This is a genomic window from Paenibacillus sp. FSL R10-2778 (assembly GCF_038593035.1).
In the GTDB taxonomy this organism is placed as follows: domain Bacteria; phylum Bacillota; class Bacilli; order Paenibacillales; family Paenibacillaceae; genus Paenibacillus_AQ; species Paenibacillus_AQ odorifer.
The window spans coordinates 4,433,997-4,459,683 of record NZ_CP151956.1 but is presented as its reverse complement, the minus strand read 5'-3'; the positions used below and the strand labels follow the sequence as shown (position 1 = coordinate 4,459,683).

22 protein-coding genes are annotated in these 25,687 nt (G+C 44.1%); 19 read left to right on the top strand and 3 right to left on the bottom strand.

The window, feature by feature from the left end; all coding sequences use genetic code 11:
* Positions 1-63 precede the first annotated feature (63 nt).
* The 4 genes from NST40_RS20140 (at position 64) to hcp (ending at position 4,404) form a co-directional block, all read left to right on the top strand.
* Positions 64-672, top strand: a complete 609-nt coding sequence (locus tag NST40_RS20140) for a CPBP family intramembrane glutamic endopeptidase (RefSeq protein ID WP_076306918.1) — start codon at positions 64-66, stop codon at positions 670-672.
* A gap of 199 nt (positions 673-871) precedes the next feature.
* The gene (locus tag NST40_RS20135) at positions 872-1,429 is read left to right on the top strand and encodes a cysteine hydrolase family protein (RefSeq protein WP_076127240.1); all 558 of its coding nucleotides are present in this window, start codon (positions 872-874) and stop codon (positions 1,427-1,429) included.
* Between the two features lie 188 nt (positions 1,430-1,617).
* Positions 1,618-3,018: an MFS transporter gene (locus NST40_RS20130; RefSeq protein ID WP_342409927.1), complete on the top strand. Its 1,401-nt coding sequence runs from the start codon at positions 1,618-1,620 to the stop codon at positions 3,016-3,018.
* Between the two features lie 93 nt (positions 3,019-3,111).
* The gene (hcp, locus tag NST40_RS20125) at positions 3,112-4,404 is read left to right on the top strand and encodes a hydroxylamine reductase (RefSeq protein WP_036688774.1); all 1,293 of its coding nucleotides are present in this window, start codon (positions 3,112-3,114) and stop codon (positions 4,402-4,404) included.
* Positions 4,405-4,541: 137 nt separating this feature from the next.
* On the opposite strand, the gene NST40_RS20120 is transcribed toward hcp, so the two are convergent.
* Complete coding sequence (locus NST40_RS20120; RefSeq protein WP_342409926.1) at positions 4,542-5,300, bottom strand: SDR family NAD(P)-dependent oxidoreductase; 759 nt, start codon at positions 5,298-5,300, stop codon at positions 4,542-4,544.
* A gap of 135 nt (positions 5,301-5,435) precedes the next feature.
* On the opposite strand from NST40_RS20120, the gene NST40_RS20115 reads away from it, so the two are divergent.
* From NST40_RS20115 to NST40_RS20075, 9 genes are all read left to right on the top strand, one after another.
* A complete protein-coding gene (locus NST40_RS20115) occupies positions 5,436-5,807 on the top strand; it encodes a MerR family transcriptional regulator (RefSeq protein ID WP_076182898.1) in 372 nt (123 codons plus the stop codon).
* A 288-nt stretch (positions 5,808-6,095) separates the two neighbouring features.
* The gene (locus NST40_RS20110; protein ID WP_342409925.1) at positions 6,096-8,027 is read left to right on the top strand and encodes an AraC family transcriptional regulator; all 1,932 of its coding nucleotides are present in this window, start codon (positions 6,096-6,098) and stop codon (positions 8,025-8,027) included.
* A gap of 410 nt (positions 8,028-8,437) precedes the next feature.
* On the top strand, positions 8,438-9,010 hold the full coding sequence (locus NST40_RS20105) for a hypothetical protein (protein ID WP_312148251.1): 573 nt from the start codon (positions 8,438-8,440) through the stop codon (positions 9,008-9,010).
* Positions 9,011-9,078: 68 nt separating this feature from the next.
* Positions 9,079-9,696, top strand: a complete 618-nt coding sequence (locus tag NST40_RS20100; protein ID WP_341003129.1) for a hypothetical protein — start codon at positions 9,079-9,081, stop codon at positions 9,694-9,696.
* A gap of 180 nt (positions 9,697-9,876) precedes the next feature.
* On the top strand, positions 9,877-10,626 hold the full coding sequence (locus tag NST40_RS20095; protein ID WP_076276151.1) for a hypothetical protein: 750 nt from the start codon (positions 9,877-9,879) through the stop codon (positions 10,624-10,626).
* Positions 10,627-10,663: 37 nt separating this feature from the next.
* Entirely contained in the window at positions 10,664-11,230 is a 567-nt protein-coding gene (locus NST40_RS20090) for a hypothetical protein (protein WP_076217881.1), read from the top strand.
* A 63-nt stretch (positions 11,231-11,293) separates the two neighbouring features.
* Positions 11,294-11,845 carry a DUF4303 domain-containing protein gene (locus NST40_RS20085; protein ID WP_076276152.1) on the top strand — a complete coding sequence of 184 codons (552 nt, stop codon included), beginning with the start codon at positions 11,294-11,296 and terminating at the stop codon, positions 11,843-11,845.
* 61 nt (positions 11,846-11,906) lie between these two features.
* A complete protein-coding gene (locus tag NST40_RS20080) occupies positions 11,907-13,301 on the top strand; it encodes a hypothetical protein (protein ID WP_342409924.1) in 1,395 nt (464 codons plus the stop codon).
* 34 nt (positions 13,302-13,335) lie between these two features.
* Complete coding sequence (locus tag NST40_RS20075) at positions 13,336-14,544, top strand: hypothetical protein (RefSeq protein ID WP_342409923.1); 1,209 nt, start codon at positions 13,336-13,338, stop codon at positions 14,542-14,544.
* Between the two features lie 102 nt (positions 14,545-14,646).
* Here NST40_RS20075 and NST40_RS20070 read toward each other — a convergent pair whose 3' ends face one another.
* Positions 14,647-15,120, bottom strand: a complete 474-nt coding sequence (locus NST40_RS20070) for a hypothetical protein (protein ID WP_076276155.1) — start codon at positions 15,118-15,120, stop codon at positions 14,647-14,649.
* A gap of 267 nt (positions 15,121-15,387) precedes the next feature.
* Here NST40_RS20070 and NST40_RS20065 point away from each other — a divergent pair, with 267 nt between their 5' ends.
* From NST40_RS20065 to NST40_RS20055, 3 genes are all read left to right on the top strand, one after another.
* The gene (locus NST40_RS20065) at positions 15,388-16,656 is read left to right on the top strand and encodes a hypothetical protein (RefSeq protein ID WP_342409922.1); all 1,269 of its coding nucleotides are present in this window, start codon (positions 15,388-15,390) and stop codon (positions 16,654-16,656) included.
* A 343-nt stretch (positions 16,657-16,999) separates the two neighbouring features.
* Positions 17,000-17,551: a polysaccharide deacetylase gene (locus NST40_RS20060; RefSeq protein WP_076183172.1), complete on the top strand. Its 552-nt coding sequence runs from the start codon at positions 17,000-17,002 to the stop codon at positions 17,549-17,551.
* A 78-nt stretch (positions 17,552-17,629) separates the two neighbouring features.
* Positions 17,630-18,280, top strand: coding sequence for a polysaccharide deacetylase family protein (locus tag NST40_RS20055; RefSeq protein WP_175618995.1), 651 nt, complete (start codon positions 17,630-17,632; stop codon positions 18,278-18,280).
* 20 nt (positions 18,281-18,300) lie between these two features.
* Here the strand turns inward: NST40_RS20055 and NST40_RS20050 are convergent, their stop codons facing one another.
* On the bottom strand, positions 18,301-19,140 hold the full coding sequence (locus NST40_RS20050) for an AraC family transcriptional regulator (protein WP_076217885.1): 840 nt from the start codon (positions 19,138-19,140) through the stop codon (positions 18,301-18,303).
* A gap of 235 nt (positions 19,141-19,375) precedes the next feature.
* Here NST40_RS20050 and NST40_RS20045 point away from each other — a divergent pair, with 235 nt between their 5' ends.
* The 3 genes from NST40_RS20045 (at position 19,376) to NST40_RS20035 (ending at position 25,669) form a co-directional block, all read left to right on the top strand.
* Complete coding sequence (locus NST40_RS20045) at positions 19,376-20,284, top strand: chitosanase (RefSeq protein ID WP_341003124.1); 909 nt, start codon at positions 19,376-19,378, stop codon at positions 20,282-20,284.
* An 88-nt stretch (positions 20,285-20,372) separates the two neighbouring features.
* Positions 20,373-22,961, top strand: coding sequence for a metallophosphoesterase (locus NST40_RS20040; RefSeq protein ID WP_341003123.1), 2,589 nt, complete (start codon positions 20,373-20,375; stop codon positions 22,959-22,961).
* 1,076 nt (positions 22,962-24,037) lie between these two features.
* The gene (locus tag NST40_RS20035) at positions 24,038-25,669 is read left to right on the top strand and encodes an alkaline phosphatase (RefSeq protein WP_342409921.1); all 1,632 of its coding nucleotides are present in this window, start codon (positions 24,038-24,040) and stop codon (positions 25,667-25,669) included.
* The last annotated feature ends 18 nt before the right edge of the window (positions 25,670-25,687 follow it).

Below are 25,687 nucleotides of genomic sequence, written 5' to 3'. Positions count from 1 at the left end.
TCCGCTGGTAAGCAGCGGTCCATGATATATTGAGGCTGTTCTTATTAAAGGGAGGGTATTCCGTTGACATTGTCATTGCTCATCAGTGCAGTCCTTCAGCTCATCTTATTCAGCATCATTCCCTATACATACTGGTTTTTTACAAGCAGAACAACTTCATCCTTTGCCATGTGGATTGGCTGGAAGAAACCCCACTTGCTTTCTAGGAAGCAGTTCATACTATGGTTTATACTTACAATGACTATATTCACCAGCCTGGGAATGCTTACAGCAATCTATATGCTGGATAAGAATACTTTGGCCAGCTCACAGTTTTATGGTACAGGTCTTAAAGGTTTGATTCCGGCATTGATTTATTCTTGGTTACAGACTAGCTTGTCCGAAGAGATTCTGTTCCGCGGCTTCATTGGTAAACGGTTAAGTTCGAAATTCGGATTCGGAATTGGAAACTGTGCTCAAGCTTTATTATTTGGTGTCGTACATGCTGTGCTGTTATACAGCAGTTCCGGATTATTGAATTCTGCTGTTGTAATGATTCTTACAGGTTTTGTGGGTTGGAGCATCGGAATGTTGGATGAGAAATTATCCGGCGGTTCGATCATTCCAGGTTGGGTTCTGCACGGGCTGACTAATCTGATTTCCACCATTTTTATGATGTATCAATGGATGTAGCAATCAAAGTTTTTAGAGAGTACATTTTAAAAATATGGTAAACTAAAAAAGTCTTAAATTATAAGATTAAAGTTTATATACCATTTTTATTGGGAGGTAGATATTATGAAAAACAATGTCAGCTTGCAAAATGATATGGGGATAACGTTTAACTGATCAAGCGTTGACGTTTCCCCACCATTCGAAAGGGGAAAATCATTTGAATCAGGTATTATTAATCATCGATGCACAACAAGAATTAATGGATGGAAACGAAAAGGAAAGTGCAGTATTCAATAAAGAGCAGCTTATCCGGAATATTAATAAAGTGATTGAACAAGCAAAAGAAGCCGATGTCGAAGTTGTGTTCGTTAGGGATCTAGATGTCGCTGAAGGAACAGGTACAGGCTTTCAAGTTCACAATGAAATCAACAGGTCTGCAAATGCCAAAATCTTTGATAAGCTGGCAACGAATTCTTTTCACGGAACTGAGCTGCTACAATATCTGAAAGATCAGCAGATTGAGCATGTGGTGATTATGGGATGTAAAACTCAACACTGCATCGATACTGCGGTTCGGACGGCTACGGTTAGCGGCATGGATGTTACATTGGTCGGAGATGGTCATTCTACAACGGACAATGATGTTTTAAGTGCAGAACAAATCATCAAGCATCACAATAAAACATTACATGGGCACTACAATGTCGAACATTTTTCTATGGTCAGAAGTTCCGAAGAAGATTTGTTTCGCCCAACGCATGACTCTTATAGATAATAATTCAGTGGCGGCACTTAAATGTGCCGCTTTTTGCTGTTTTGCATTATCTCTGATTTTCGTCACCTATACTGATAGACATATTCGCCTAAACCATTCCCATCCCATCTTTATGGGATTGTTCTTGCAAGGGATCTACTTATAATTGTTAGTAATTCTTAAACAATATGAGTAGGGACGGGATCAACATGATGGCAGCAAAAGATATAGAGTTTAAAAGCACACACGGGCAGCGGCTGGGAATGATGGCGGCTATTTGTATGGGGGCGTTTATTTCCCATTTTACAGCTGGAATTGTGAATGTGTCGCTTCCTTTTATTGTGAATTATTTTCAGACAGAGCTTGGGAAGGGATTATGGATCACAACAGGTTATCTGCTAGTGATTACGGCTCTTCTTCCTATTATGGGGAAACTGGGAGACCGTTATGGTTTTCGCCGGATTCACAATCTTGGATTTGTGATTTTTACTGTGGGTTCTATCCTGGTCGCTTTTTCACCTAATCTGCCAATATTGCTAACGCTCAGAGTTGTACAGGGAGTAGGAGCTGCGATGTTCCAAGCAACTAATATTGCACTCATCACCATTCATATGCCGAAAGAGCAAAGAGGTCGTGCACTCGGAATTTTAAGTACAGCTGTCGCGCTGGGCGGGATGACGGGACCTATAGCGGGAGGTTTGATTGCAGAGTGGCTGAGCTGGAAATGGTTATTTTTAATCCATGTTCCTGTGGCGATTGTGGCTACAATTATGGCATATCGGTACATCCCGAACCGTGTGCAAGAGCGCAAGCCGGGTGCTATCAGCTTCGTGGGGGCCAGCTTGTTTATGGCATTCATCACCTTGGTCCTTCTCGTAATAACAAATGGGAGCAAATGGGGCTGGGTGTCCGTGCGGACAATGACAAGTTTGGTGGGGGTTTCCTTGTTGTTGATTACTTTTCTATTCTGGGAGCGGAAGCAAAAGACTCCTTTTCTACCCTTACAAGCATTGAAAATTCCAACTGTAGCGGGAGGCTTGATCGTTAGCTGTGCCTCTTTTATTTTATCTAATACATTGCTTGTCCTCATTCCATTTTATTTGATGGGGGTGTCGGCTCCGTTCTCGTCATCTACGACAGGATATATTATGGCGGCTTATCCCATTGCCTTGGCGTTTGCAGGCCCTCTCGCAGGCTACTGCTCCGACCGTTATGGCTCTCATCGTCTGATGCTTATGGGACTGAGCTGCATGGGAAGCGGGTTTATCTTGTTACTGGTGTATTTAGATCATATACCGATTTATGGAATCGCGGCGATTCTATCTCTTATTGGCCTTGGTATGGGGCTCATTGCCTCTCCTAATAATAGCTTCATTATGCAGCAGACACCTCGGGAACACGTGGGTTCGATTGGCGGATTAATTGCTTTAACAAGAAATGCGGGTATGGTCTTTGGCTCAGCACTTGGACTTGGTGTGATGAGTGGAGAGACAGGACAAGGGAGTCAGTTGCAGGCGTTCAAATTGGTTTTTGAGATTAATATTTTCATTTGTTTAAGCGTTATTGTATTAATGGTTGTTATAAATAGAAGGACATTTAAATCTGCTTGATCTAAAAAAATGTGTGTGTAATCACAACTCAAGCTTTGGTGTTCTGTTACGTTGGAAGTAACGAATGATTATCTAGATATGGAGGATAACGATATGTTTTGTTACCAATGTGAACAGACACCGAATGGCGGATGCACCGTTGTAGGGGTATGTGGCAAAAATGAAACCATTGCGAGTTTGCAGGATACCATGATTTTTGCATTAAAAGGAATTGCAGCGTATGCGACACATGCCCGGCAGCTAGGATATAGCGATCCCGAGGTGGATCGTATCACCCACGAAGCTTTGTATATGACGTTGACCAATTCCAACTTTAATACACAGGAACATTTGGAGATGGCGATGAAGGTCGGGGATGCGGCGGTTCGCATCATGGATGTACTGGATCGTGCGCATACGGACCGCTTTGGCATTCCGCAACCGATCACAGTCAGTCAGAACAAAATTGAAGGTCAATGTATTGTTGTAACAGGACATAATTTATATGCGCTGGAGGAATTACTGCGGCAGACAGAGGGGAAAGGCATCAACATTTATACCCACTCAGAAATGCTGCCTGCGCATGGATATCCTGCACTCAAAAAGTATAAGCATCTGAAAGGCAACATCGGCAAAGCATGGTATGATCAGCGTAGATTGTTCGAGCAGTTTCCCGGTGCAATTCTTGCTACCACAAACTGTGTAATGCCGATTAAAGGCACGTATGCAGACCGCTTTTTCTCATATGAAGTAGCGGGGCTGGAAGGTGTAGAGAAAATAACGGGCGACGATTTCTCCCCATTAATTAATCGTGCGTTGTCCCTACCTGCGGCTGATGTAGAGTCAGATCTGGTACTTACGACCGGATATCATCATGAAACTGTAATCGGGTTAGCACCAGAGATCATTCAAGCTGTCAAAGACGGGCATATCCGCCGGTTTTTCGTCATTGCTGGTTGTGATGCGCCAGGTACTGGCGGGAATTACTACCGTGAGTTGGCGACTTCCTTACCGAACGATACTGTCATTTTAACGACTTCTTGCGGAAAGTTCCGTTTCAATGACGTAGATTATGGCACCGTTGGAGACACCGGTATTCCGCGTTACATTGACCTTGGGCAATGTAATAATTCCGGTTCTACAGTGAAGATTGCCATGGCTCTGGCTGAGGCATTTGAGTGTACGGTGAACGAGCTGCCTGTCAGCATCGTGCTGTCTTGGTTTGAGCAAAAAGCAGTAGCCATTCTGCTAGGCTTGTTCAGTCTCGGCATTCAGGACATTCGCATCGGACCAAAGCCACCCGAGTTCATTTCACCAGGTGTACTGGATGTTCTGGTAGAGCTTTTTGGATTGAAGCTAATTACTACTGCTGAAGAAGATATGAACGCGATGTTGGCGTTGTCGTAGAGTAAAAATCAAAGGTTGCCGCCCATAAGGGATTGGCAGCCTTTTTTTGATAGGGGATTTAGGTGATACATCATTGTTGAAGCATAGCGATCCGTAATGGATGGTCATGCTTCTTAACTTGCCATTACAAGATGAGCTTATCGCGTGCTCGCCACATAATTATAGAGGGTATCTCTCAACTCGAACTCGTACGTCAAACCATTAACAATCCCCACAACATGATCGTTATCATACAGGTCAAGCATGAATCCAGCCATTTCCTTCGCGGTATGATATTTCGGCACAGTCCCATGATATTCGAATTCGGGGACATCGAAAGAAAGCTTCGCGAATTCTGTTTCTGTTGCGGCAGGTGCTAGCACTTTAGCCTGCATAAGTGCACCTTGACTCTTCAACTCATGAGAGAGTCCTTCAGTAAAGGCACTCACATAGAACTTAGTCGCACAGTACGTAATGGCATTTCCCACAATCGTATAGCCGCCACCGGATGAAACGTTGATTAATTGTGTTCCTTCAACATTGGAATAATCACGAACGAATAGAGAGGAAAGGATCGTCAACGATTCAATGTTCAGATGCAGCATTGCAGAAATTTTATCTAAATCTTGCTTGGCCACTGAAGCGAAATTTCCAAACCCCGCATTGTTGATCCAAGTTTCGATTTCGAACCCTTGTAGATCCTCATAAAGCTTATAAGCATTACTAGAAACGGATAAGTCAGTTACTCGAATAACGACATCTACATCGGGGGAGTTATGATTGATTTCAGATTTTAGCTCCTCCAGTTGCTCCCTTCTGCGGGCTGTAACAATTAAGTTTTTACCGCGAGCCGCAAAGGCTAGAGCGGTTTCAAAACCTATACCTGAACTGGCGCCTGTAATTACAGTATATTGCATGTGAATTCCTCCGTTTTTACAAGAATATTTAGTGTTTCAACAACGATGTAATCATAAAGCTTAGAGTTTACTCTAAGTCAAATATTTTTTATAATTATGGGGACTCTTAAAATTAACATAGATTCGGGGGCTTGTATGTATACGATCAGCGATGTAGCCAAATTACTAGGGATTACCGCATATACACTGAGATATTATGAAAAGGAAAAGATTATTGCTCCGATGCGGAATGCGAATGGAGAAAGAATATATGATGACTCCAATCTTGCTTGGCTGCGATTTGTGATGAGGTTGAAACAAACCCAAATGCCGATCTCACAAATTAGAGAATATGCGCAGTTATATTTAGAAGGAGAGCATACGGCCCAAGCCCGCTTGAACCTCCTTGAGAATCATAGTAACTCTATACAGAGCCAAATCAGAAACTTAACAGCCACAGAGAAGATGTTGAAAGACAAAATTGCAGCCTACAAAAATTCCCTTGCGAAAGAGACAGGCATTTACTAAGCAGGCGACATAAAAGTATGCCAATGATTAAGATAATTGTGAGATCAAAAAAAGGGCCCTCACGATTCATTAATAGACGCTAGTTCCGCACGTATGTTTGCGGATCAGCGTCTTTTGCTTTTGGGCTAGGCTCCGGCAAAATAGCCGTATGCCTCGCTATTCGCATCCTCGTCTCATTCGGCAACACCTTATTGACAGCGCTAGACGTATTCGTTATTGTGTTTAGAAACATGATTCAATTGAGAATGATTATCTCTTGAGAATTTAAAGGGAGTTTGCGAATCAGTTATGGATGTTCTGAAACTTATACAAATATGGAACCAGGTGATTATGAGTGTACTGGACGTACGGCTAAAGCAGGCCGGAATCGACAACGATTTGAATCAATACCGTTTGCCGGCAAGCGCATTTTTATTCGCTTTTCAAGGACAAGGCGAGTTGTGGGTTGACGATGAGGTATGGCTGTGCGATCGTTTCCATGTACTACACGCCGGCAAAGGCTCTCTGGTGACGGTTCGGAGCCGAGAAGCGCTGAATGTATATATCGTACTCTACAAAGCGTTTCTCCCCGCTTCGGCCTCGTGCGAATTTCATATGATGATGGAGGAATCCGACCCGTTTCTGGAAAGCTGGGGGTTCCCGCCTGGCGAACCGCTGGCCATGCTTGAGCTGCTTCAAACGATACGCGACGGTTGGCTTAAATCTGACGACGGATTGACCCGGCTGTCGGCCAAGGGAGACTTTATCCGCTTCGTTCACGCTGTCCTGAGGGAGCGTCTGTTCGGAGCCGGCGAGCCCTCTTTATCGGAGCAAGTTATTCGACATTTGTCCAGGAATTATCGCCAGCCGATCTCGTTTGAGGAGCTTGCTCGGCAATTGAATTACAGCCAACAATATATATCGCGAAAATTTAAAGAACAGACAGGGCTCAGTCCGCTGGACTACGTCATTCGTTTCCGAATGGAAGATGCGAAGGCTCTGCTGGCCGGTACGATAGCAACACAACAGGAAATAGCATCACATGTCGGTTATTCGGATCTCATTTATTTCAGCCGCATGTTCAAAAAGCATGCCGGCATGACGCCAGGTCAATATCGTAAACGATACGGCCAGTTCGTTTCAGATTATGCAAGGAATAGGTCACAATCGTCCGTTGTTCTAAGCCGGTCATTAAGCTATCCTTTTTATGTGAGTGATATTGATTATCAATTTCAACAGGATGGGGCGAATAAAATGACTAGAGCAACCCGAAGTTTTTATGCAGTGATGCTGTTATGTTTGACCGTGATGTTAACAGCTTGTGGTGGGTCGGTGAACAACGGAGGTGCAGCGAACAGCCAGGTTGCCGTCAGCGCTTCTCCAACCATGATCACTCAAGAGTCAGAGGTTTTGGCATCTTCTGAGATCAAGGTAGTCAAGACCGCTTTCGGCGATGTCGAAGTTCCTGCACACCCTCAGCGCGTAGCGGCAATTTCTTATCTCGGCACCGTACTTGCTCTGGAAGTCCAGCCGATCGCAGCCGAATCGTTCTTGATGTCGAGTCCTTATCTCGAGGGAATGCTGGACGTCGTGACGGATGTAGGCGACTCGTTAGAGAAGCTGCTGGAACTCAATCCGGATTTAATCATAACGCATAATCCACAGCCTGAGGTAGTCGAGAAATATCAGATGATCGCACCTACGGTATCGGTTCCTTACAATCAGTTTGTATCCATTCAGGAAGAAATGCTGTATTTTGGCGAGTTGCTGGATAGACGTGAGGAAGCGGAGAAATGGAACGAAAAATTCGAGAAGGAAATTGCAGACATTCGGGAGAAAGTCCAACAAGCCGTTCCCGAAGGAGAGACGCTTTCGATTATGCAAGAGTACGATGGAAACGTGAGCCTTTTTGGTCCGAAGTCGGGACGAGGCGGCCGGCTGATGTATGAAATAATGGGGCTGAAGCCGCCGACGACGGTTCCAGAATTTATGCTGAAGGAATCCTACTATGAATTTTCGCTGGAGAAACTTTCGGAGTACATGGGTGATTATTTGATTCTGACGACGGAAGCCAGCTTGGAATCGCTGCAGGCTGATCCAATCTGGGGGTCGCTAGAGCCGATTCGCAACAATCGGGTATTTTTATGGACGGAGAACCAATCCTGGTACCGCGACCCAATCGCCGTGAAAAGACAAATCAACGATTTGACCGACTGGATCATCGAGGCAGCGAGTCGGTAACTGCCTAGAGTAAGGATTGATCGAACGGTAATATAAAATCAGAACTTGCCGTTACAGCCAGCGCGCTGATCCTTACCATAAGTGACGACGAAAAAATTTTGTTTTGGAAAGATGAAGAGTGTTGTGGGGGTGCGGAATAGCTCGACTGAGGGTGTCCTAAACGTCATAAAATGGCAGAGGGATACCCTCCTTTTTTTAAGAGCGGAGTGGGGAAGGGACTAGAGATTGTGTTGAACGGTCAAGGTTATAACTCTTTCTGTGCAAAGGTTATTTCTAAAATCCAGGTGAAAAGTAGGTAGACTCAGGACAAGCGATCACTATAATGGAAATATGAGACATTCATAGAACCGATCAATAGGATATAAATAAGAATCCGGCTGATTAAAAAAGCGATTAGAGGAGGCCATTTCGTGGGAAGATCATTCGCAAATTTGCATATCAAGTCGAATAACCTTGAGAAGACTGTCGAAGCATTAAGAGAGCTAAGCGAAGGGCATGCCAAAGTATTAGGCAAGAAAAATCATGAAGCTCCAGAGAGCAAAGTTGTCATGTATGTAAGCAAAAGCAACGAAAACTGGATCAGCGTGCTCCACGATTATTTTGTATGGGGTACGGTGAAGAAGGCCGGTAAAACGTTGTCCCAGCTTACCGGGGAGCCAGTGATGACCGCCGGATATATGAATGAGGAGATATTCGAGTTGTCGTTGTTCGAGAATGGAGACATTCAAGCCGAAAAGATCTTTTGTGAGCAGTGGACGAGGGATGAATATGAACAACTCCGGGAAGAGCGTCTCAATGATGATTACTTGCGAAAAGCGTTGGATATCCGTAATGAGGATTTTGACGGCTTCATTGGCATTACGAGTCCGGGACTAGCCGTAGATAAGCTGTCAGAAATCGTAAGCATGTCTTTATGGAGTGACTGGGAGTGGATCCCGTACGAAGAAGCTCTCAAAAATCGATTTGTGAAATATGAATTTTGAAAATACACGAGTAAATGGCTAAGGACCTCTGAGATGACATTTTAATACATGGCGGTGAGCAAAAAGAAATGGATAAATTAAAGAACAGCGGATTTTATAAACTTAGATTCTTCATCAGGCCGGAAGAGTTTGAAAGCGTTTTGAAGCATTTTGAACATAAGCAAGCGCAATTTCATCTAACCAATTATGCCCAGACAGAGCATGATCTGAAACAGGTGTATGAAGCATATCAGACCTTTTATCATTATTTTACGGCAGAGAAAAAAAGGAATGAGGGTCCCCCTTTCTTTGTTTATTCCATTTCTGTTACGTCTGATAATGAAAGCTCCGGATTTTTCGCGAGAAATGAGAGTGTCTATTTTCCATATTACGGACAATGGGCAGAGGATGAACTGCCGTGTATCTTGCTATCATTTCCTAAAGGCTTTCAAATAGCTTTGGAAGATGAAAAAGGGAAGTATTATATCTATGAGGATATTCGGGATCATAAGCCGTTAACATATACGTTTTTCGATGAAATAACGGGTGCTATTAAAAAAATGACAAAGCCGCTTCGCTTCTCAGCGCATGATGCAGATGCTATGAAGGAGCAAAAGCCTTCTGTGCGTATAAGCCATGGTGCGATTCACGATTTGAGCAAATCGTGGATTTTCAATAAATATGGGCTTGTGATGGGTGGCAAATAGTTCAGGGCAAATTACACCGAGGCATTGACCAAGCTGGAGAATTCAAAAATTGGGGATTGATATGTTGCACTCTCTAAAATTTCAGTATTATCTTGGATAAAAAAGCTGCTCAACCTGCAATATTTTAAAGAATTCACTATCTGGAAGAGTTGCATGTTGGGGGCAGCAGGAGGAGTATTTATGTACATCGTATCTCGGCCAAAACCGCTGTCTGATGGTCAAAACCAAGCACTTGCAAAGGAAGACGCCACTGTTTATCCACCGGGCTACCTCCGGTTTTTGCGGCGATTCGGCGAAGGGACTTACAGAGGGTGGCTGAATGTTCAGTTTCCGGATGCGGAGGTGCTTAAATCTTTTGCAGAGTACGGATTATGGGAGCATGACGAGAATAGCCCCATTACTGAACAACAGATCGATGAGTGTATCGTTATAGGTACAACGGTGGACGGTGATTTTCTGGCAATACATCCCCAGACAACTGGGCTGCTTTGGCTACCTCGGCATGCGGAGCACGTAAAGGCGATTTCCCTGCAGGCAGGGGAGCAGGAAGACGAAGGGTTGTACGCCTTGGTGCTGGACGAAATTTATCGTCAGGTGTATGGAATCAGTCAAGGGGAGAGCGTCTATTATGAACCGTGGACGGGCACTCGCAGCCATCGCTTTTTGCGTTTGCCACAAGGGCAAGCCCAGCTTACGCTACCCGAACTGGCTGGATTGTGCCAACATGAATTTCCGCCGGATTTGTTTATTGAGAATGCCTATGTTTGTTTCCTGTTCTACCGGCAGCTGGGAGGATATGTACGGTTGAATTATGCCTACCAGCAAGAGGTGGCCATCTTCTATGAACAGGATATGGGTCAGGCGTTTGCCGTAATGGAGCAGTGGCTCTTATCGAAAGGCTGCGAAGCGATTTCAGAAAATAACAGCTAATCTGGGTGCTCCGTAAGTCTGGGAGAGGGAGGTATGCATGAAACTAGTTTTTACTTTGGATACACATGGAACGTGTGTGGGTCAATTGAGAGATGAACTGCTGCCCTTAGAGGAATTAGCAAATACATGGGAGTTTCCCTATGATATCTTTTTTGTGTTGCGTGTTTTACCTGAAGGTTATGGCCGAAAAACATCCAGACGGCTTGATAGCAGGGATCATACCCTCGAATTAGATATCAGCATAAGTTATGAGCAGTACCAACGGATGTCCAAGCATGAGCAACGTGAGGGATTAGGTATTCACCTTTTTAACTATTTGTCAGAGTCAGTTGCTAAATATAATAAGCATGCAGATAAGGAAACCCAAAATCAACTACTGGACCTAGTGAAAAAATGGATGCTCGAAAACAATTGGCTAAATGGAAAGTTAAATCAAGCACGGGACCTACTTTCGCAAGACATGGATCTTTATGAAGTCAGCCAGAAATTGCAGATGCCATTAGAAGAGATTGAGTATATCCTTCTCCGTATGAATGACTATGAGCCAACTGATGTTCATCCTGATAACCTTGTAGTAGAAAAAGCACCGCCATATCATTTCTAGAAGGCTGGAGCAAATAGAAGACATCCTGCCTGAACGGATCCACTAACGGAAAGGAGGAAGCCGATGCAAGAAATAGAGAGGCTGGCGATAGAGATCGCCGATGCTGCTAGAACGTCTTTTCGCGCTCTTTTTGAAAATGGCGAATGTTACTATTACTGTACCCTTTACACTACTGGCGAGGGACATGCGCCAAGTATCTCCGCCTGGTCGTGGGAAGCTTTGGAGGTAGAAGCAGCCAGGCAAGGCGTCGAAAGTGACACACCGGCATCGGCGATTGCGGAACTTATCAAATGGTCTTATGCGGATTCGCCCTATTGTTGTTTCGGCGATGAGAACTTTGATAATGTTAAACAACGATTTACCGATCGTTCTTTCATTGCGGTTCTTGAGGATGACGAAGGGAATCGCGAGTTTGATTTGAGGCTGAAGGCCATGGAGCTGGCGATGAAAATACTCGATGATGAAGGTGTGTTTGCCTTGAATCAACTGCGAGAGTCAGTATGCGTCCTTGTCGAAGTCATGCCGCCGGATGAGATCAATACTGAAATCGCCCTCCGTTTGAATCGGGCAGAATCTCCAGCTATGCAAGTATGGTTGGAGGAAGCGGCGGAGTAGAAGCCTCCGCTTTCGGAAATCGTCTACTATATTCGGATTTAAAATGAGAGGAAAATAATTTATGAGCAATCTTTTCAGATTCATTCCTATTAGCCAACTAGCAGATAAATTTCCCGAAGGATCTTGGTGGGCGAAGTTTTACCAAGATTTTAGTGACGAGCAACTTGCCGCTTACTATGAAGGGGATTTGACGCTGCCTTCTCTTAATCTAGATTGGGAGCAACCTTTCCCGCAACAAAAAGAGGTAATCATCATTTTTATAGAAGGAAATTTTACTGTAGACAATCTTTATAATAAAGAAACGGATGGTGCCATAGGGCTTTTGGTGACCGGTAATATGAGTGCGAAAAATATAGCTGTAGGCGGTCAGGAAATTTATGTTTCGGGCAACCTGATGATTGAGGAAATATTATGTGGCTCCTACAATCATGGGGAAACGATTGTTAAAGGTGATCTCAGCGCTGCGGTTTTGGTTCAGGATGACGAGTACAGTTTCAAAGTGGACGGACATAAATCGATCGCCTGCTTAGTAAATGTGTGGGAGGGGGACGGCGTATTTCAGGAGCTTCCGGTAGACATTCATGAAGTGTTGATTGATGAAGTTTTTTTGGATATGGAAGAGGATGAGGAGGACTTTTCCTTTGGTACACTGGTGAACGTAATTAAAGAAGGCCGTTCTGCTCTAAAAAAAATAAAGGAATCCCCCGCTAGCAAGAAAGCTGTTCATTTATATTTCACCCATAACACAATCAATGAAGAAAATATATTGAAGTTGACGCAGTGTATTTTAATGCCAAGTGACAAGCCTTCTTTTAATTTTCGGGAGCAAGACGTTTTTTTCAAAGTTCAACTGGAGCATATTGATGCTGACGGGGATGAGCGGGATCTTAGCGTTTATATGAATGATAACCGGCATCACTATTATATTTGGCTGGAGCAAGATCATTCTGTCGGTTTGTTGAAGAGAACCATAGAAGAAGGGTCTGAGTGGGAGGACATTACAGAAGAGTCTCAGGAACAACTAGCAGAGATTAGCGATTGCTGGACGATGTTGCTGACCTGCGTTAATATGACTGAGCTTTATTTACGAAACATTGAGGTACAGTATGTGCAAGACATTTTGCAACACACTGTAATTCAGGAATTATATTCGGAAGTGGAGGAGAATGGCGGGTTCTGGGACGGCTCTAAATGTTACAGCTTCCGTCAAACGCATACAGACGAGGACGGAGACCTTCTACATGGTCGGATTGAAATCAGGACTCCAGATGAAGCGTATTATTTTTATACAGTGGACAATGGAACTTATGTTTCCCGGCATTATCAGCCGCCCGATCAATATGGCAAGCAGGACATGTCCTATTTGGATCTTAGGCGCTGGGAAGCATCAGAGCGGTATTTTACAAGATTCAAACAATTTATTACAGAGAAGATAGAGTCAGGTGTGAATAGTTAGATCTTGATATGCATTAGAGGAAAGGATGATAGAAATGCCAAATGATAGCCAAGCTGGTCCTTCATCTGGTTCTGTTAGAGAAGTTGGTAGTTATCCTATCAACCTGACAGGTCCACGTAGTCATACTCTTGTCCTTAAGCCCGGTGTGGGCAGTCTATCCATGGGTCCGTCGCAATTGGGGAAAAAGGTTGACCTTCATGTCGCGTCTGATGCGCCTATCGATTGGACCGTATTCGATGTCTTTGCCACACCGGCTGGCTCTCCCTGGCCGCGATTTCTGCATTATACAGGCAGTGATTCAGGCTTCTTTGACTGGGCACAGAAACGTCCCATTGAAGAGATGACATGGACTCCGATCCTGTCTGCAGACACGGTGGCGGACGCCAGTCAGTCCAATTTGCATGGCTTGCATGTCGAGTTGGAACCATCCGGGAGGTCCCTTAGCCTAATACTTCCGAAGCAGCCTTTCCGCCTGAGTGTGTCCGGCGATCTATCACGCTTCTCGGCCACAGGTGATATGCCATCTTCTCTTACACTAGCACCGCGCACCGGCCGACGTAAGAATGATCCCCCTTTTTTGCTGCCCGATATGGGGGAGCTGCACCAGGTAACGAGCTTGACGCTACATAACGCACCGCTGGGACAGCCCATCTCGCTAGAGTGTCTAAACCGGTACCCAAACCTTAACTCACTGAGTTTGTGGGGAAACTTCTGCGACCTGAATTTATTAGCTCATCATACCCAGTTAACGAATCTGGAGCTGCGCTTCATGCCTGATCTGGGGGACTTGCCGACCTTAAACGCGTGGCCGTTGCTTGACAGATTCATCGCCTACAATGTCGAAGAAAGCGCTGGCAAGCGTATAAAAAAGCAAATGAAAACTCGCGCTGAAACCCGTCCTTGGACCGACCATGCTTCAGTGAGCCAATTACGAAAGCCAGAGTGGTGGACGACCGAGTTTGGCCGCCCATTCTCCTCCTGGGCTAAACGTCTAGCCAAGCTGGCTAATGAAGCTTACAACGTTGCACAGGTAACCTTGTCCGAAGCCCGTAGCTTTGCTGAAGCCGAGGCCGCCATTACCGCTTTCACCGTGCGCTTCAACAATCTTAAGGGCATCGAAACCACCGAACGAGAAGACCTTGGTGAAGCGGTATGGCAACTTAGCCAGTCTGACCACCTGATTGGCCAGCCTATCACAGAGGAGATGGCTCAACGCTGGTTCGATGCAGCACGCGATTACTAAATGAATTGAAAGTCACACCCCTAGAATAGAAATCGGAATGACCCAGGGGGTTATCCAATGTCTATTCTAAGGGGGGCATTTCACTATACTGGCGGGGTTTTGTTATACGATCATCCCCATTTCTCGGAGTCTATCTTTAATTTTCTTTAAACGAGCTTCTTTTTCGGTGTCTTCAGTTAATACCTCTACAAATGTTTCGTTATACTTCTTAATGATCCTCTTTAAAGTTAATTCTTTCATTTCCTTTTTACTGTGGATGGTAACATGAGGGACAGCTGTATAGTTTTCTATGGTCTTGGGATCTGCAGAAATTCGTTCTAGTAAACTAAGTAGAAGCACCAGTCTTTGCTGGCCCAACCTCGGAACTTGATATAGTTTTTTCCATGTGGAATTGAATAGATGTTCAAGATCTGTATATCCCTTCGAGGATAGAGCATTTATGAGGCCTGTTAAATTTGGACCCCGTTCTTCTGCATGCGCTACAGCAACAATACAAGCAATATTCTTAGAATAAAGATGCGCCGGAAGTGGAAAAAAATGTATTAATGCCGCATTTCCGTCGATGATGTCAATCATGATGATATACCTCCATTAAAATATGTGTTCACTATACACGTTTAGTATTCTGGCAAGGTCTGAGTCAGCAGGGTGAATTTCCCTGACTTGTCCAATCGATTGATACACTCTGCATTATTAAACCCCAAGCTACTGATCATTTTCTGAACACCAGCAAAACCCGTTACATAAGATCGTAGAATATGTAGCAGATATGATTCGCTGCGCTTCATAATCATTGCTAAGTAATGATATGATATAGGTATCAATTTTGTGGGGTGCACTGATATGGATTTCCGAATCAAAGAACTAGTTAATGCTACACAGCAAACCTATGGACTGGACAACTACTATTTACATACAAATGAAATTTATCGCGAAGTTACGATGCTGGGAGAAACCGGCTATTTGCTTAGTATGGAATGGTTTCCTTCTCACATTAAGGAATGGAAGGAAGATTATAATCCGGAAGGAACTGCAGTCATTACGCTTGACCTGCTATCCAATAACTATAAAAGTGTTATTTTTGTTGGAGGGAAATCTTATGCAAATCGAACAACGTTCCAAAACATTGAATTAAACGGCGTTATTCAGTGGATGGAAGCTGAAGTAGGGCTTGAATATGGTAAACAATTCTACCTAGTGAAGGAAGAAAGAGGAGAATATCATTTTGCTGAATGTATAGACGGTATACCCATCTCTCCCGGCGGGCGAATGGAGTTACGCTTCGATGCGGAAGGTAGAATTATTTTTTATAGTGTCTATGGCCAGTTTCCTTCCAGCTCCCTTGTGCAAAAAGAGAATTATTCTCTCACGCTTCAAGCGGTAGAGCCACTGGCTAAAAACCAACTACAGCTTATAGAATATCCAGTGTACGAGATGAAGCATCTCCTGCCGATCTATGGGATAGAAGAAATCTACATTACAAATGATGGAACAACCACAATTCTATTTGAGATGATATCAGGAACGAGAGCACGACTGAATATTGATCAAGTAATGCAGTGGGAGCAAGCGGACACTAAACAGTTCGCAAGGACGGAGATCCGTCTGCAAGAAGTGGTTACAATCGAACAGGCAATAGCACGTGAGCCGCATCCAGATTCATTTTCAATCACAGACATAGAACAAGCCCAATGTATAACCGCAGTCGAAATTGGTTTAAGCCAGCTCTATCCGGAAGAATCCGGACAATGGATATTGAAGACTTTACATCGGGAAAGAGGACATATTCAAGCGACATTGAGGAAGAATGTATCAAGTAATCGTATTTTTCAGCGTAAGCTCCTTCTGTTCATCGATACGAACAATTATAAGGTTATAAATTATATGGATAACAAGCTAATGCTCGATACGTTTGATGAATTCAAGAGTGAAGGGAAAATTGCTGTGAGCCATGACGAAGCTTATGACAAGCTCAAGGGATGGTTCGAATTAACACCCGTCTATGTATATGATCCTGGGCAGAAGAAGTATGTGCTGTGCGGAAAGCTGGATTGTGATTATGCCGTGAAGGCCACCAGCGGAGTTGTGGTAGAGTGGGGTAGTTTGGAATGATAGTGAAACCAGATTGATTTAGTCAAAAAGATAACATCCGAAACTCATGTCCAAGAGACATGGGTTTTTCTTTATGTAGTTGGATTTTCTTGCAGAAGTTGTCTAATTTAAGACTTACTAAATTTTGTCCTTTTTTTAGGTCAGAAAGTTTTTTTAACTAGATGCCAAAAATTTAGATTTACACGCAGAGAAATTCCGGTGAATAGCGTCAAATAGAAGTAGACGTTAGGAAAAAAGAAAGTTTCGTTAGGTACAATGGATGAAATAAGAGACAATAACCGTTTTAAGGATGGTGAAAAAGTTGGGTTTCAAAATACGTAAAAACACGGTGCAGTCCGTCTGGATGATGTGGGAAAAAACTTTTGCGTTGCTGTCACATTTTCGCGGATCACATAAGTCACGCTTTGGTATATGTACCGTGATGCTAAAAAAGCACCGGGGACAGCCTATTGTATGCCAAGACGCCACGGTCATCAATCAGGGAGAGTGGGTGGGAGAACTCCACCTCGACAATGAAAGAATCCTGAAGTTGATCCGGTCCGAAGGATCGGATCGTGCCGCACTGCAAACGGCTCGCATGCTGCGCAAATCAATGCAGCAAATCAATGAAGCGTTCGAATCGCAGTCGGAGTTCAGGCAGGTCAAGGCTTTATTGGGGATTACACTGCTCCATCGGGGATTAACGCACGGTCTTGGTTTTGAACAACAAAATATAAAGTCCGGCGTTTTCGAACGCATCACCACCATCTATCTTCGATTGCTGCTGTCTGCCATGCATCCTGAAGGGAGACAAAGAATCAATCGGCGAACAGAGCAACTGGTCCCGATGTTACTGATCCATTCACGCGCCTCACTGAAAAATCGATTTTCACCCGGACAGAACTACTCTGGATAGGTCTTATGCTTGTTATAAGGAGGTGTAATCATACTTACATATCTGATAGGAGGAATACTATGTGCCGCTACTCTTTACATGTTTATTCCAAGTTTGATTACGCGAGTGAGCGGCTTTGGTGTTTTTCGCAAAGGAACGGTAGAAAAACAGGTCGCATTCACTTTTGATGATGGGCCACATCCAAAATATACGCCGGAATTGCTGGATTTATTGAAGTTACATCAAGTGAAGGCTACTTTTTTCGTGCTTGGATCGCGAGCGGAGCAGTATCCAGATCTGATCAGAAGGATGGATCGGGAAGGCCATCAGATTGGCATCCATAATTACTGCCATACCTCTAATTGGCTGATGCTGCCCAGTACGATTAGGCGAGAACATCTGGAACGCTCCGCTGATATTATAGAGTCTATTGTCGGAATCAGACCCAATCATTACCGTCCACCCTGGGGATTAATCAATCTATTTGATTTCTTTCGGCACAAGCAGTATCGAATTGTTCTATGGTCGCTGAAGGCGAGTGACTGGAACATCCGGGCCTGTCAAACCCGGATGCAGGCCATTTTATTAGGTGGAATCACCGATGGCTCCGTTGTTTTACTTCACGACAGCGGAGAGACTGCGGGCGCGGACCGGCATGCTCCTTATTTTATGCTGCAAGCTTTAGAAGAAGTGCTAAACCAACTACAGGCAAGAAACTTGCAATTTGTTCGGCTTGATGAAATGTCTTGATGTATTCCAGTGATTTGTTATTAAGACTTAAATTGTTTGCGGAAGCAGAGCGGCGAGATGCCCATTATTAATTTGAAGGTTCGTCCAAAGTGGGAGGTGTTATCGAACCCAACCATTCCCGCAATTTCAGTAACATTAAAAGAAGAGCCAACCAGCAAATCACGCGCTTTTTTAATGCGGATGTTATTGATATATTCAATGAAGCTGAACCCGGTGGATTCTTTAAAAGTGCGGCAAAGGTAGGAAGAGCTTATGTCGAATTGCCGTGAAATCTCACAGAGCTTGAGCGGTTCCATATAATGTTGATTTACATAATTAACGATGTCCAGGACTTTCTTATGTGTACGATTGGATTCTACAAATGAAGCTACGCGGCTGTCAAATAGTTTACGATTAAGATAGAGAAGCAGCTCCACCAATAATATTTGTTGGTACTGTTCATATCCGCGGGCTTGCTTCTTCCCCTCCTGGATCATTTTCTGAAAAAGCTGTTCGATGAAATATTGATCCATCCCGGTCATCTTCAAAGCGCGGTAATCACTTTTGAACAATTCGAGCAGTTCCTCACATTGACTGCCGGTGCAGAAATGCTGCAGGAATTCTTTTTTAAACAGGAGTGTAACCCGTTCATACATATTGCAGCCGGAATTGACCAGTTTGTGCATTTCGTGAATATCCATAAATAGCAGTGTTCCGCCCGCAACCTGGTAAGTTCTGTCCCCTATAAAATAATAAAAATCCCCGGATATTAAATACAGAATCTCATATGCATCATGATAGTGTCTTGAAGGCATGCTGGTGTATACCTGTTTCTTGCGGCTGATGTCAAAAAGAGTAGACTCATAAAATACCGGTTTCATTCAGCACCTCCTAAGAGGATTGTAGACTTAATCTATGCTTTGTAGCAACATATGTATAAAAATTAATATTTACAAGAAAATACGTGCTGTTTGGACAAAGTTTTTGAGATAAGCTTAAATTGAATTACCAAGTGTTGGAAAAAGGAGGGCTGTCATGCTCAGATAGGTTAGGGATAAGGTTCACTGCCACTAAAAGTTAAAGCGCTTAAACTATTCAATTAAAGGAGAGATTGCGGTGCTAAATTCAACGAAGAGTAAGGTTTCCAAGAAGATGAAATTTTCATTGATGATTCTGCTCAGTTTTTCAATGATTTTTTCTTATGGCTGTCTGTCCAAAACATCTCAACAGAAAAGTTATGCGGCAGGGAACCCTGATTCTAATTTCTCACCGGCAACACTTCAATTCTTGCGTGACAACACAGGTCTGGATGGTGAGCAGTGGAACAATATTATGATGCTTGTCAACAAACCGGAGCAGGACGATCTGAACTGGATCAATTTTTACGGATATTGTGAAGATATTGATGATGACCGCGGGTATACGATTGGAATATTCGGTGCGACTACAGGCGGCTCAAATGATACCGGTCCCGACGGTCCGGATCTGTTCAAGGCATATGACGCTGCCAAAGGCGCGAGTAATCCTTCGGTTAAAGGCGCATTGGCCCGGATCGGTGTTAAGGGTTCGATGAAAGGGAAGATCCTCGAGATCAATGAAAGCGAAGAGAGCTTCTGCAGAAAAATCGGCAATTTGCAAAATGATCCCGAGTGGAGAGAGGCTATGTGGAAAACGTTCTACAATATCTATATTAAATACAGTGTGGAGCAGGCCCGCAAACGCGGCTTTAACTCGGCATTAACTATTGGTTCCTTCGTGGATGCAGCGCTGAACCATGGAGCTACCGGCGGCTCCGAGACCCTTCAAGGGCTTTTGGGTAAATCCGGAAGCATCACGGATGAGAAGACTTTTATGACCAAATTTTATAAAGAACGGACCAAGATTGTGGATACTAATGAGTATAACTCTCCGCCTAACGGCAAGAACCGTGTGAAGCAGTGGAGCAATTTGCTGAACATGGGAGAGACAGACCTGAAGGGTGCAGATTCAGCAATCCTTCAAGTCACCGACTGGGAACTCCAATAACAGGAAGGTAAGGGTAGCAGAACCGCCGTTCTGCTCGGAGACGGCGGTTCGATGATAAGTGAGATTAAGGAAGAGGGAGATGGGCTGAATGGATAACAACCGATCTTATCTCAAAAATAGATTTTACAAGGTAATCAGTCTAATGGTTATAGGTTTGCTGCTTGCCATGGAGTTGACTGGTTTTGTCTCAGCAGGAAGGGAAGAAATTGAGGAAGACCTTGTAAATGAAGCAACTGCAGTTCAGGAAACGATTGCCCAGTGGATTTTTAAAGACAAAGGCGAAAACGGTGTATTTCCGGCTACCGGCGGGGTATATCAGACATCTTCATCCATTCGTGATGTAGGAACTAATACGGATGCGTACACCTATGAGTCAAGTGAGAACAGCGTACGCAACCAGGGCTGGCATGAAGGAACGGGCCTAAAATACTGGCTTGCCACGCTTTCTACCCAAGGCTTCGAAGGGATCTTCCTTTCTTCCCAGCAAACCTCTTCAAGTACAGGACCCAGGGATTTTAAGGTGCAATACAGTATAGATCAACAGGAATGGACAGATGTTACGGGCGGCAACCTTGTTCTAGCCCAGAACAATTTTAATTGTTCCAATAATTCCTGCAAATTAACTAACCTCGCTTTACCTGCCGGAACAAACAATCAAGATGTACTCTATATCCGCTGGGTGGTAAACTCTGCGAAAAGCGTAAGCGGGGGAACGGTGTCCAGCTCAGGCTCAAGCAGAATCAAAGATGTGATAATTAAAGGAACACGCAGCAGCGGCGAACCTGGGGACACTCCCACACTTGAGGTAAGCAAAACGCCCGCTTCAGGGGCTGCAGATGTTCCCCTTAACGCAGAGATCACCGTGAAGTTTAACAAAGCCATCAGTCTCGACAGTAGTTATCAAGTTGTAATCACAGAAAACAATCTTCCTCTTACCAACATTTCTGCTTCACTCCTCGGTCAAGACACAGTCAAAGTCAGCCACCCTACTTTCACTGCCGGCAAAACTTACAACGTGACCGTCCCTAAAGAGTTTGTTAAGGGAACTACGGATGGCCGGACACCTGAGAACGATATTACCTGGAGCTTTAAGACGAAGTCTCCGGATACCGGCATCAAAACACCAACGCTTCTGAACATGACTTTTAATGGAGACCCGAAGACAAGTATTGCCTTTGACTGGTATACAGCCGAAACCGTCAGAGGTACAGTAGTGCAAGTAGTGGAGGCCGCCAATGCGGGAGGAAGCGAGTTCCCGGAACAACTGGCAGCTTCTTATGAGGGCAGCGTAACAGTTATTGAAACCTTAATGACATCAGGAGACAGAAGCTCCAAAAAGTATAAAAAGTTCGCTAGCCACAAGGTTATTGCAAGCGGTCTTAAGCCTGGAACTAAGTATATCTACCGGGCCGGTAACGGTGATGCGGACGGCTGGAGCGAGGCGGGTTCTTTTACTACGGACAAGGCGGATAATCAGGATTTCCATTTCCTCTATGTAACCGACACCCAAGGCTCAAGTAAATCGAATTTCGATCTGTGGCAGGATACTTTTAAGAGAGCTATTGAGAAAACGGTAGATCCCAAGTTTGTTCTTCTTACAGGGGATCTAACGGATGACGGTGATCTGGAGCAGCTGTGGCAGTGGTTCTTAGGTGTGCCGAAAAAAGAATTTGCCAATGTGCCATTTGCACCGATTATCGGCAACCATGAGATAGAGGATTATCCGAATAACAACTTCTATAACCATTTTAATCTTCCAAAAGATGTCGGGACGGGCGCTCATGACGGGTCGGTATATGCTTTCGAATACGGCGATGCCCTGTTTATGCAGATCAATTCCCAGTACGAAGGGGAGGTTAAGCCGTATAAAGCGGATATTCAATTCACGAAGCAATTGGAATGGATGCGGAATCAAGTGGCAAAGACCGACAAGAAGTGGAAATTCGTCTCGATGCATAAGGGAGCGTATTCTTCAGGGGATAATGCTTCGGCAGAAAGCGACCGGGTAGAATTTTACCGGAAATATCTAATTCCTGTATTTGATGAGCTGGGTGTGGATATGGTGTTTGAGGGACATGACCATATGTATATGAGGTCTTTTCAAATGCTGAACAACGTTCCGATTAAGAATGTCATTACCGATGAGCAAGGAAATGTGCTGAATCCTAAAGGGACCGTGTATCTGATGGGCAACTCGGCCGCTTCGAAATTTTATGCCATTAATCCAGATGCAGACACTTTTTTTGCAGCAAAAAACGACCAGCCCAATAAGAAAATGTTCGTGGATGTTTCCATTACAAGCGACGTGCTGAAATTCACATCCTACACAGCTGTTAAAGATAAACCTCTTGCCGTCTATGATGCTTACAGTATTAAACGGACTGACGTCAAACCCGGCATTGTCGAAAATCCAAGTGCAGTAAGACAGTCAGGGAACCGTGCAGTTCTTTCGTGGAAAGCGCCAGCAAATAGCTCTGAGCCTGTGCGAGGTTACCGGATGTACGAGAAAAATGATAAAGTCAGCACAAATTGGAGCGTGTATGTGCCGACGGTAAGCGGTCAGACGAGTTACAGTTATACATTAAACGGCATAGATTCTGCTAAAGCCTACAATTTCGTGATTAAAGCAGTGGGGACAAGAAATAATTCGCTTCCAGCAGAGGCAGGAATGCAATGAATGGATAGAGGAGGCGTTGACGGGGCTTAGGCATCCGTTAACGTCTTTTTTTCATAGTTGTTGAAGCTGTCCATTCCTCCTAGGGTAACTCCTCGGAAAGATAGCTTCACTTTTTACCAGATCATGAGCAGAATCGGCAAGAGGGTTTGGGGTGGGTCCTACGAAACCTAGAATTGGGATGATAAATTTAAGTGCCATCCATACATAGACCCCAGGTAAGCCGTGAATCAAAAATACGCAGATCCATGACAGTAAAGCTGCAGCCAACATTGTACTACCTAAATACCCGAATGTTTGAGTTATTCTTTTCATATTCGCTCCTAACGTATAAGAAAGTGTCTAATAGGTAGATGAATATAACTGGAAAATCACTTCGGCTGCTAACCTATCCGAGGCTCGACCCGGTGATTTGGATAATACCACCGTAGGGAAATCTGAAAAACAATCATTTGTGCAACTGTGTTTGTCTTGTACCGTTCTTTGAAGTTAGTAATAGACTATATCAATCTCAGAGAAGGAGTTGATTTAGTTGGCTAACAGTGATATACGTCTTACTCTTTGGTCGGGTACTAATTTTACCAATCGCCGGATTCGATTCAGACGTGGGGGAGTTGCGGTTCGTGATCTTGGAGCGTTTCGGTTTAACAACGTTCTCTCGAGTTTCCGTCTCAGAAATGTTGTGCAGAGCTCTCAAGTAACGCTTGTACTATTTTCGCGAATTAACTTTCAGGGATCGTTCCGTGTATTCCGTGGCAGCCAAAACGTAGCGAACTTGAATAATTTTAACTTTAACAATGTCACATCTTCGTTGATATTGGTAGACCGTATCCTTACAAGCTCCGAAATTTCCCAAATTCAAAGCACGGGTAGAGCGCCTCGAGATGTCCTCGTAATAAGACAATAATAATGCAAAGGGTGCCCCTAGGGCGCCCCTTTTTTACAAATATCAGTAGCACAGGTCAAGACAAAATATGCATAGAATTTAATATAAAATAAGAGAATAGGTGCTGCTCCCGCATACAATCCTCCTTTAAACTAGTAACGTACTTAACAAAATCTGCTAGAGGAGGATTCAAATGCGCAAAAAGGTTATCGGGACAATTTGCAGTACAGTTATGGTTTGCAGTCTGCTTGCAGCAGGCAACGGAACATCCTACGCCAATAACTCTGATGCTCCTACCAACAAATCGGTCAAAAACGTAATCCTGTTTATTACGGATGGGATGAGCTTATCCGATGTGAACTTGGCCAGATGGTATCAGGGAGGTCAGGCGCTTGCGTTGGATAAGTATTTCAGCGGGCTGGTGAGAACCTATTCTACGGATTCACTGACCACAGATTCCGCTGCGGGAGCTACGGCTTATGCCACAGGCCATAAGGTTAAGAGTGAGACGGTATCCATACTTCCAGACCGAATAACGATGCCTTTCGTAAGCGCAGTTAAACCAGAGGACATGAACAAACCTCTGCCTACCCTTATGGATGCAGCGAGAATGGCAGGGAAAAGTACAGGAACGGTATTCACTTGTGAATTAACGGATGCGACACCGGCTACATTTTTAAGTCATGCATACACGCGTGACAATGCGCAGTCTATTGCAGAACAGATGGTCTATAGTGGTGTAGATGTACTACTTGGGGGCGGTTCCGGGTATTTGGTACCCGGCAAAGAAGACATTAACCGCAAGGACGGAGAAGATTTAACCAAAATCCTGAAATCAAATGGGTATGAATACGTAACGGATAAAGCAGGTTTAATGAATTCTAAAACGAATAAAATCTGGGGACTATTCAACCCCGAAGCACTGGATGCTGATTTTGACCTGAATCCGCAAAAGCAACCGAGCCTTGCCGAAATGACCAATGTAGCGATAGAGAAGTTGTCACAGAACGAGAATGGTTTTATTCTGATGGTCGAAGCAAGCCAGATTGACTGGTATGGTCATGATAACGATCCAGTGGGGATTATGAGTGAGACCTTAGCGTTTGATAAAGCCTTCAAAGCCGCTGTTGATTTTGCAGAAAAAGACGGGAATACAGCAGTCTTATCGGTTTCGGATCATGCTACCGGCGGGCTCAATATGACGAACTATGATTCTACCAAAGATCTAATCTCCGTGCTGAAGAAAGCGAAGCACACCAGTTATTACATTGAAGGCAGTATTAATGAGAGCAATTTCAAAAAGGTCCTTGCGGATAATTATGGACTTAGTGATCTAACCAAAGAAGAAGCGGATCAAGTCAGATTGGGAATGCAGGATAACCTTTCGCCAGTCATCGGTAAAATTTTGGGGGATAAAATAGGTGTAACCTTCTCTACGGATGATCACACATCGGAAGAAGTTGGATTGTTCGCCTACCATCCGGCTAATTTTAAACCGACCGATTTCATGAACAGCGGTGTAATCCAGAATACGGATGTGAATAAGTATATTCAAGAAGTGACCGGACTCAATCTGGCGCAGCTTCAGGATACACTGTACGTATCCAGTGATAAATTCAAGGCCAAAGGAGCTACGATTACCCTAGATAAGACCGATAAGACTAATCCGGTGGTTGTAGTGAAAAAAGCAGGCCAAGTTCTCAAGCTGCCTATAGATAAAAATATCGTCATTCAGGATGGCAAAACAACGAAACTAAATGTGCTGACAGTAATGATTAAAGATAAAGTGTGGATTTCGCAGGATGCTTTGGACTTAATTCTCTAATTCTTAAAGTTCATGTTG

Excerpts from the sequence above, each read along its gene's own strand:
- NST40_RS20130 (WP_342409927.1), top strand. The coding sequence starts at position 1,618 with ATGATGGCAGCAAAAGATATAGAGTTTAAAAGCACACACGGGCAGCGG.
- hcp (WP_036688774.1), top strand. The coding sequence starts at position 3,112 with ATGTTTTGTTACCAATGTGAACAGACACCGAATGGCGGATGCACCGTT.
- NST40_RS20120 (WP_342409926.1), bottom strand. The coding sequence starts at position 5,300 with ATGCAATATACTGTAATTACAGGCGCCAGTTCAGGTATAGGTTTTGAA.
- NST40_RS20115 (WP_076182898.1), top strand. The coding sequence starts at position 5,436 with ATGTATACGATCAGCGATGTAGCCAAATTACTAGGGATTACCGCATAT.
- NST40_RS20110 (WP_342409925.1), top strand. The coding sequence starts at position 6,096 with ATGGATGTTCTGAAACTTATACAAATATGGAACCAGGTGATTATGAGT.
- NST40_RS20100 (WP_341003129.1), top strand. The coding sequence starts at position 9,079 with ATGGATAAATTAAAGAACAGCGGATTTTATAAACTTAGATTCTTCATC.
- NST40_RS20095 (WP_076276151.1), top strand. The coding sequence starts at position 9,877 with ATGTACATCGTATCTCGGCCAAAACCGCTGTCTGATGGTCAAAACCAA.
- NST40_RS20090 (WP_076217881.1), top strand. The coding sequence starts at position 10,664 with ATGAAACTAGTTTTTACTTTGGATACACATGGAACGTGTGTGGGTCAA.
- NST40_RS20085 (WP_076276152.1), top strand. The coding sequence starts at position 11,294 with ATGCAAGAAATAGAGAGGCTGGCGATAGAGATCGCCGATGCTGCTAGA.
- NST40_RS20080 (WP_342409924.1), top strand. The coding sequence starts at position 11,907 with ATGAGCAATCTTTTCAGATTCATTCCTATTAGCCAACTAGCAGATAAA.
- NST40_RS20075 (WP_342409923.1), top strand. The coding sequence starts at position 13,336 with ATGCCAAATGATAGCCAAGCTGGTCCTTCATCTGGTTCTGTTAGAGAA.
- NST40_RS20070 (WP_076276155.1), bottom strand. The coding sequence starts at position 15,120 with ATGATTGACATCATCGACGGAAATGCGGCATTAATACATTTTTTTCCA.
- NST40_RS20065 (WP_342409922.1), top strand. The coding sequence starts at position 15,388 with ATGGATTTCCGAATCAAAGAACTAGTTAATGCTACACAGCAAACCTAT.
- NST40_RS20060 (WP_076183172.1), top strand. The coding sequence starts at position 17,000 with ATGATGTGGGAAAAAACTTTTGCGTTGCTGTCACATTTTCGCGGATCA.
- NST40_RS20055 (WP_175618995.1), top strand. The coding sequence starts at position 17,630 with ATGTTTATTCCAAGTTTGATTACGCGAGTGAGCGGCTTTGGTGTTTTT.
- NST40_RS20050 (WP_076217885.1), bottom strand. The coding sequence starts at position 19,140 with ATGAAACCGGTATTTTATGAGTCTACTCTTTTTGACATCAGCCGCAAG.
- NST40_RS20040 (WP_341003123.1), top strand. The coding sequence starts at position 20,373 with ATGGATAACAACCGATCTTATCTCAAAAATAGATTTTACAAGGTAATC.
- NST40_RS20035 (WP_342409921.1), top strand. The coding sequence starts at position 24,038 with ATGCGCAAAAAGGTTATCGGGACAATTTGCAGTACAGTTATGGTTTGC.